9 protein-coding genes are annotated in these 7,611 nt (G+C 50.7%); 3 read left to right on the top strand and 6 right to left on the bottom strand.

Annotated features, from left to right (window positions below; translation table 11 throughout):
* Window positions 1-120 precede the first annotated feature (120 nt).
* Window positions 121-786: a hypothetical protein gene (locus tag ABD892_RS12470; RefSeq protein ID WP_345196061.1), complete on the top strand. Its 666-nt coding sequence runs from the start codon at window positions 121-123 to the stop codon at window positions 784-786.
* A gap of 19 nt (window positions 787-805) precedes the next feature.
* Here ABD892_RS12470 and ABD892_RS12465 read toward each other — a convergent pair whose 3' ends face one another.
* Window positions 806-1,180, bottom strand: coding sequence for a SirB2 family protein (locus ABD892_RS12465; RefSeq protein WP_345196060.1), 375 nt, complete (start codon window positions 1,178-1,180; stop codon window positions 806-808).
* A 389-nt stretch (window positions 1,181-1,569) separates the two neighbouring features.
* On the opposite strand from ABD892_RS12465, the gene nrdD reads away from it, so the two are divergent.
* Together nrdD and nrdG are read left to right on the top strand one after the other, a co-directional pair.
* Window positions 1,570-3,711 carry an anaerobic ribonucleoside-triphosphate reductase gene (gene nrdD, locus ABD892_RS12460; RefSeq protein ID WP_345196059.1) on the top strand — a complete coding sequence of 714 codons (2,142 nt, stop codon included), beginning with the start codon at window positions 1,570-1,572 and terminating at the stop codon, window positions 3,709-3,711.
* A 62-nt stretch (window positions 3,712-3,773) separates the two neighbouring features.
* The gene (nrdG, locus tag ABD892_RS12455) at window positions 3,774-4,238 is read left to right on the top strand and encodes an anaerobic ribonucleoside-triphosphate reductase-activating protein (RefSeq protein WP_345196058.1); all 465 of its coding nucleotides are present in this window, start codon (window positions 3,774-3,776) and stop codon (window positions 4,236-4,238) included.
* A gap of 25 nt (window positions 4,239-4,263) precedes the next feature.
* On the opposite strand, the gene ABD892_RS12450 is transcribed toward nrdG, so the two are convergent.
* The 5 genes from ABD892_RS12450 to ABD892_RS12440 all read right to left on the bottom strand — a co-directional run.
* Window positions 4,264-5,082 (bottom strand): hypothetical protein, encoded by an 819-nt coding sequence (locus ABD892_RS12450; protein ID WP_345196057.1) that lies wholly within the window; start codon window positions 5,080-5,082, stop codon window positions 4,264-4,266.
* Between the two features lie 393 nt (window positions 5,083-5,475).
* Complete coding sequence (locus ABD892_RS27125) at window positions 5,476-5,682, bottom strand: Mut7-C RNAse domain-containing protein (RefSeq protein WP_425559249.1); 207 nt, start codon at window positions 5,680-5,682, stop codon at window positions 5,476-5,478.
* 121 nt (window positions 5,683-5,803) lie between these two features.
* Window positions 5,804-6,046, bottom strand: coding sequence for a ubiquitin family protein (locus ABD892_RS27120; protein ID WP_425559248.1), 243 nt, complete (start codon window positions 6,044-6,046; stop codon window positions 5,804-5,806).
* A 90-nt stretch (window positions 6,047-6,136) separates the two neighbouring features.
* Entirely contained in the window at window positions 6,137-7,033 is an 897-nt protein-coding gene (locus ABD892_RS12445) for a hypothetical protein (protein WP_345196056.1), read from the bottom strand.
* Window positions 7,034-7,304: 271 nt separating this feature from the next.
* The coding region (locus tag ABD892_RS12440; RefSeq protein ID WP_345196055.1) for a hypothetical protein at window positions 7,305-7,611 on the bottom strand (307 nt) is incomplete at its 5' end.

Genomic DNA, 7,611 nt, shown 5'->3' with positions numbered 1-7,611 from the left:
GGAGAAATATCGGCCATGAAAGGGTTAATCGGGAGGTCAAATCCAATCGGTGGAAAGTGGACATTTTAAATCGGTGCTGACAATACCACGGAATCATCACCCGTAACCGGTGAAGAGGTGGTGCTATGGAGCAACAAACCACAAACCTACAAGGTTCCCCTCACCGCTCAATCAGAGCCCGACCTGATTGTTAAACGGCCAAAAGCGTATGTTATACCGGTTCAATGGCAGACGGTGATCAAACGCCTTAAGGCCCATGGCGTCAAGATGACCACCTTCAAACAACCCACCACGCTGGATGTGGTTGTGTACCGCATGAAAGATATTCGATTGGGGTCAGGCTTTGAACCCGATCGTGTTGGTGGCGCCAAGCTACCAGGGTACGAAGGGAGGTTGTTGATCAAAGGAACACCGGTGCCGGAAATGCGCCGGGTTACCTACCCTGCGGGCTCTGTTGAAGTGCCTACCGATCAGCGATTGGGTACGCTGGCCATGAATTTGCTGGAACCCCGCAGCCCGGATTCCTTTCTGCAGTGGGGCTTCTTCAACAGCATGATGACCATCGGTGAAGAGCCGGAAATCTATGTCATGGAACCCATGGCGCGGGCCATGTTGGCACAAGATCCGAAGCTGGCTGCCGCCTTCAAGGCCAAGCTGAAATCAGACAAGGCCTTTGCTAATGATCCCCATGCCCGCCTGATGTGGTTTTTTGAGCATACCCCCTACATCGACAAGAACCGTTATCTCTACCCGGTCGGCGTGATACCGGCCAAATCGACCAGCTAAAGCCACCCCGACAGGAAAGCTATGACAGGAATGGCAGTGGATTTTTCGAGATGGCAACGGCAAAGATGTAGCCAAAAACAACGATGGCGGACAGCGCCATAACGGCCTTCACTTTCGCTGGACGCCCCGGCCGGATCGCCATGGCGCCCAGCATGATGTAGACGACTACCGCCACCAGCTTGGCCTGAAGCCAGGGAAAGCTCCAGGCCGACAGCAGGGATGCCAGCCATAGACCGCAGATCAGCAAAAAGGTATCAATGACATGGGGAGCAATTTTCACCCAGCGCTGCTGGAGCCGCGGAGAGCCCATTACCGACCAGCAGGCCCGCACACAGAACAGACTGACACTCAATAGCGCCAGGGTCATATGCAGATGCTTCACGACCATGTACATACAATCACTCCCAAAATAATGGATAAAACGCGGATAACGATAGCGCCCTTCTCACATAGGGCAGAGGTTAAACTTTTTTCTGAAAGGCATAATGCCCTGACCATGACACTGCGGCAAATCCCTAGTCACGCTTATTTTCCCGATACCATCATCATGCCACCCCTCACTGCGGCTGGTCAGGACACGAAAGTGACAACTGACTCATGGCTTTCCAGTATGACTAACCACAGTCGTTTTTCGTTTTGTCAATATTGATCAACATCGACCTTTGATGGAATATACCGCGCCACAACACCATATATAGTGCTCCGCACCCTTCAAAAGCACACTTTAAGGGATCGCTCGGATACACGTCGCCCTGTTCAACCTGACTCCCGGAGATGGATCGCATGACTGACATCATCAAGCGCGATGGCTCACGCAAGCCTTTTGACGCGCCACGTATTGCCAAGGCCGTGGCTAGCGCCCTGAATGATGTCCATCTCAAAGACGATGCCTTCGCAGAGCAAGTTGCCCGTGAGATCGAACAGAGTGTGGCCGGCTGTGATGTCGTCGATATCTACGACATCCAGAACCAGGTGGAAGACCTGCTGATGCGCAGCCAGTACTCCAACGCCGCGCGCAAATACATTGAGTACCGCAAGAGTCGGGATATTGAACGTGAATCCCGCAATGCCCTGAGCCGCGATATCCTGAGCATCATCAACCAGGATAACGAAGAGCTGCTCAACGAAAACGCCAACAAAGACAGCAAGATCATCCCCACCCAGCGTGATCTGCTGGCCGGTGTTGTCGCCAAGCATTACGCCAAGCAGCATATTCTGCCGGCACACATCAGTACCGCTCACGACCGTGGCGAGATCCATTACCACGACCTGGATTATGCGCCCTTCTTCCCCATGTTCAACTGCATGCTGATCGATATTGAAGGCATGATGACCAACGGGTTCCGCATGGGGAATGCGGAAATTGAAACACCCAGGTCCATCACCACGGCGGCGGCGATTACTGCCCAGATCATTGCCCAGGTTTCCAGCCATATCTACGGCGGCACCAGCATCAACGAGATTGACCGGATTCACGCACCTTACGTTCGCAAGACCTTTGACAAGCATCTTACCCAGGGCATGCGCTGGATTGGTGACGAAGACAAAGCCCGCGAATACGCGATGGAAATGACCGAGAAAGATTGCTACGACGCCTACCAGGCGTTGGAATACGAGGTCAACACCCTGCATACCGCAAATGGACAGACGCCGTTTGTTACCTTTGGCTTCGGTCTGGGCACCAGCTGGGAAGAGCGCCTGGTACAGAAATCAATCCTGAAAAACCGGATCCGTGGCCTGGGCCGTAACAAGAAGACTCCGGTCTTCCCCAAACTGGTCTTTGGTATCAAGAAAGGTGTGAACTTCAGCCCTGAAGACCCGAACTACGACATCAAGCAACTGGCCCTGGAATGTGCCAGCAAGCGGATGTATCCCGATATTCTGAATTACGACAAGCTGGTCGAAGTGACCGGCAGCTTCAAGACCCCGATGGGTTGTCGTTCGTTCCTGAATACTTACGAAGAAAACGGCAAGCTGGTACACGACGGCCGCAATAACCTGGGCGTGGTTTCGCTGAACCTGCCGCGCATTGCCATTGAAAGTGCCAAAGCAGAGCAGGATAAAGACGCCCGGGAAGCCGCATTTTTCAAACTGCTGGACCAGCGTCTGGAGTTGGCCCGTGAAGCCCTGATGACCCGCATCCAGCGCCTCGACAAGGTACGCGCCAGCGTCGCGCCGATTCTCTACGTAGAAGGCGCCTGCGGTGTTCGCCTGAAGCCGGAAGATAGGGTCAGCGAGATCTTCAAAAATGGTCGTGCGTCCATCTCCCTGGGCTACATCGGCATTCACGAAACCATCAATGCCCTCTATGGCCAGGGCGACATCTACGATTCCGCTGAATTGCGTCAGAAAGGTCTGGCGATTGTTGAACACTTGCGTAATACCGTGAATCACTGGAAAGCTGAAACCGGCTATGGTTTCAGCCTCTACTCCACGCCCAGCGAAAGCCTGTGCGACCGCTTCTGCCGCCTGGATGAGAAAGCGTTTGGTGTGATTGAAGGTGTCACCGACAAAGGGTACTACACCAACTCCTTCCACCTGGACGTCCAGAAAAAAGTCACCCCTTACGACAAGGTGGATTTTGAGCAGGATTACCCGCAGTACGCGTCCGGCGGCTTCATCTGTTATGGCGAATATCCGAATATGACCCATAACCTTAAGGCGCTGGAAAACGTCTGGGACTACACCTACGACAAGGTTCCCTACTACGGCACCAATACCCCGAATGACTCCTGCTATGTCTGCAGTTACGAAGGGGAATTTAACGCCACCAGCCGTGGGTTTGAATGCCCACAGTGCAAGAACCGCAACTCTGACAAGATGTCAGTGACCCGCCGTGTCTGTGGTTACCTGGGTCAGCCTAACAGCCGTCCCTTTATCCGCGGCAAGCAGGAAGAAGTGGTTCGTCGCGTCAAACACCTCTAACCTGTCCTAACCTGAAGTCGGCCATTATCGGATAATGGCCGACTGTTACCGTCCGAGTCGCCATGAACTATCTCCAGTATTACCCGGTCGATGTCGTTAATGGTGTTGGCACCCGCTGTACGCTGTTTGTCAGTGGTTGCGAGCATTTCTGCAAAGGCTGCCACAATGCCAGTTCCTGGGATGCGGCTGGCGGTCAGCCTTTTACGGCAGAAATGGAAGACCAGATTATCAAAGATCTCGGTGACACCCGCATTCACCGTGACGGACTTTCCCTGTCCGGCGGTGATCCGTTGTTTCCCGATAATATTGACGGAATTCTGAAACTCGTTAAGCGGGTCAAAGCAGAATACCCCGACAAGGATATCTGGCTCTGGACCGGTTACACACTGGAGACAATGACCGATCGTCAACGTGAACTCATGGATTATGTCGATGTTCTGATTGACGGAAAATTCGAGCTGGATAACCGAGACCTCTCACTGGCTTGGCGTGGCAGCAGTAACCAACGCGTCATTCACCTCAAGTAGGGAATAGCGTTCAATGATTTTCAAATCAAAGATCAATAACTCGCTTTGAAATAGGCGGAGGCCTTCCGTCAAATAAGACTGCCCCTTTCCCTCTGGCTTTACAGTAAGAAGGCATTGTATTTTGCGTAAGTACCTTTTTACCGTTGTCCCAAATACGTGTACTACTCTCACAATTGGATCTTGGCTGTTCAATACATTGCCATTCACGCCCTGGCGCTGCAGCCCATACTGAATTCTCTGACGCGCCAGGCTCTGAGCAACAGATATGGTGAGAAGACCAGTCATCGGCCCGGCCACAGTTTGCTTTTCTATAGCCTAAGGCACTGGGTAAGAGTTGATAAGCAGAGTAAGGTCTGCTTTCGTGGCTGGATTGCGTCCCATAGTTTGTAGTGTACGTCGGCTTATCATAGTCCGATAGATATCCATAGTAAGAAGGAAAGTCCGACTCTTCATAACTGAAATGATAATCATAATAAGCAGGAGCAGGTGGGGCTTCATAATGTATGGTCGGCCAATCGTAGGATGGAAGGCTCGGTTTTTCATAGCTGGGTGGGGGGTTGTAATAGGAGGTACTGGTTGCCTCTTCATAGCTCGGTGGTGGATCGTAATAGGAGGTACTGATTGCCTCTTCATAGCTCGGTGGTGGACCGTAATAGGAGGTGCTGACGGCTTCTGCATAGCTCGGCGGAGAATCGTAATAGGAAGTGCTGATAGCTTCCTCATAACTCGGAGGCAAATCAGAATAACGGGACGCTGTTGGATCAACGGCACACGCTTTATCAATAACGGCAAAGCCCATGACTACCACCAAACCAATGTTTACTACCAATACAGCAACATTCATTCACAACCCTCTAACAAATGCAATTTATATCAAGTAGCGGTTAGCCTATCCTCCATTAACTCGCTCTCCCGGCACCCCGTCAATGGGTTACGGTCTGTCATCAGACAGCCCAAGTGTAGAAACACCAGTGAGATTTATGGATTACACTATAGGGCATAAATGACGGCATTACCGACAATGCATTCGCTGACCTATGGCCTTCATCGCTATAGCAGTAAGATAACGTAGGAATTCCTTGCCCAGCCTTACCCCAAAGGTATCCATATTTTCTACCATACAACCCAAAGGACGTTTACATAAGTCAATAAGGCTCTAGAACCGATCCCCCTCAGATCCCTATTTCGGTCAATGACCATCGGCATGGAAACAACCCGATTTAGCTAAAAACGTTCGTCAATCAAAAAAATCAGAACCACCTGCTCTGCAGGTGGTTCTGATTCGCTGTGTCTGCTGACTGATCGCTATGATCGTTTCGTCTTCATAATCGTTCTGATACAGGACATCCAACCCCAGAATCCGTAGATAACGTGCGAACCTGCCAAGGTGAACATCAGCAATAAAACGGGGATGGCGTAATGGCGCAGGCCGCAAGCGATTCACCAACTGGATATCCAGACGTTCAAATACCGGATAAGTACCCAGACCTAAGTTTTCTCAGCGCCTCAGCTCACGTACTGCGGGCTGTAGCTGATAAAATATGAGATTATTTTTGACTGGGTACTTAGACAGATACCCGCTCTCCACCACGTAGTGGATGGCTAAAGCTTACCGGCTGTCCATTCACAAGAATGAGATCGACTTCCGTATGTGGTACCTGCTGCACCTCAATCAGACCTTTAACAGCAGGCTGCCCGATAAACCTTACCGGAAAGTCATACTGCCGGCAGTGTCTGGGCAAAAAATCATTCAGTTCCGCGTAAAAACGAAATATTGCCTCATGCAGAATAAATGCATGCCTGTTCACATCAACAACCTGTTTAACCGGTTGGACAGCGACAGTTATACTCCTGTTATCTCTTTCAGCAAACCAGAGCCAATAGCCAGTACCCGCCGCCTACATCGCCCGAACCGTGAGTGTCACCGTATCCTGATAAACGCCCGGAGTCAGCCCTCCAGCTGTCGTACCTGTCATGACAATACTGACTTCCGCCATCTCACCGACTGCACAATCCAGTTTCAGACTGGCTGCCAGAGACTGTAAATCACCACTGTCAGACGTTAGCTGATTCGTTATTTCCTGCGAGCCACCAGACCCGGCCTTCCAGAAGATGCGATACCCTCCCCCCGTACCCTGGGCATTTTCCAGCCGCCCTCGATATTTTGAGCGTGCTTCCAGCGCATAAGTGCCTGTGCTGCTGTAAACACAGACATTGGGATTCGAAGCCGCCCACTCACTGCCGGTATCGCTCAACACCAGATCTTCCAGGTTCTTGATCTGTACCTGATCACCATTCCTGAGCCTGACTGGAATATCAATCGTTTCAGCCTGCCCTGCAACAGTCACCCGCAACAGGCTTTCATAATGACCAGCTGCCAAGACTCCCAGATTTTTAAAGTTCAGGTGAAGTCTTGTATCGTGCACGGCTGCATGACAGCCTGAGTTAAAAGAAATTGAATAGGCCGCCTGTTTAACAACCGGGTCAACCTCTGCACCATCTTTGGGCTGCAGTTTCAGTGTGTAATCCTGACCATTGGCACTACCTCCAATCGGCAACACCGTAAATTCACTACTGATATTCGGGATATCAGTGAAAGCCATGGATACAGTTGCTTTATCGCTTGAACAGAGACTGATCGTAGAATCGGTATAATCCACCTTATCTCCGGCAGAAAGGTCACTGATCTGGATATTAATGAGCTGCGCTGAGCTATTCCCAAGCTGGATTACCGCACTACTGGTTGATGAAAAAGACACCCCTATTAATGCATATAGCACACGTCTTGTTATCATATCCCTCTGCATCCTTTCTGAATAATCCACTTCAGCAGTTGTTGTCAGCGACAGGCGAAGCCATCACCCGCTCTTCCAGAGCCTGTAACACTCCCTATGATAATCAACGAGCTATTACGCCAGTTCAACTATCTTTACTGAGTTTCACGAGCCCAACCACACACATTCCAATATGCGATTTCCATGCCTATATCATCTGGCAGTGCCATTCTTTTTTATTCGATTTGACAGCATCCTGCGCACTCAGGTTATCGATAAAATAATGACACCATCAAAACGAGCAACGATTCAGAGAGACCAGTTTACCAATCAATAATATTGCATCGTCATAGCTGAGATTGGATTCATAAATCGTGTTATCCAAAAGTACACGATAGTAATAACCGTCCTGCTTCAACAGCCTGCAATGGGGCAGCACTGCCGATCCATAACCCGGCGAATAAGCAGGAGACGTCCAGCCACTTCCTGCAGCATGGCCTGCCGCCTTGATCTTTATTGAAGTGGTTATAGTTTTCCGGACACACAAACAAGGGTAATCTTGAAACCCTATTAAGGTGTGTGAGCATGTCGGAAAAGAA

This window comes from Kistimonas scapharcae (assembly GCF_039540975.1).
Classification (GTDB): domain Bacteria; phylum Pseudomonadota; class Gammaproteobacteria; order Pseudomonadales; family Endozoicomonadaceae; genus Kistimonas; species Kistimonas scapharcae.
Note: the sequence above shows the minus strand (reverse complement) of the source record. Positions and strands in the feature narration are given on the sequence as shown.

What these genes read in the sequence shown, in the direction of transcription:
- ABD892_RS12450 (WP_345196057.1), bottom strand. Translation starts at nt 5,082, where the DNA reads ATGAATGTTGCTGTATTGGTAGTAAACATTGGTTTGGTGGTAGTCATG.
- ABD892_RS12465 (WP_345196060.1), bottom strand. Translation starts at nt 1,180, where the DNA reads ATGTACATGGTCGTGAAGCATCTGCATATGACCCTGGCGCTATTGAGT.
- nrdD (WP_345196059.1), top strand. Translation starts at nt 1,570, where the DNA reads ATGACTGACATCATCAAGCGCGATGGCTCACGCAAGCCTTTTGACGCG.
- ABD892_RS12445 (WP_345196056.1), bottom strand. Translation starts at nt 7,033, where the DNA reads ATGATAACAAGACGTGTGCTATATGCATTAATAGGGGTGTCTTTTTCA.
- nrdG (WP_345196058.1), top strand. Translation starts at nt 3,774, where the DNA reads ATGAACTATCTCCAGTATTACCCGGTCGATGTCGTTAATGGTGTTGGC.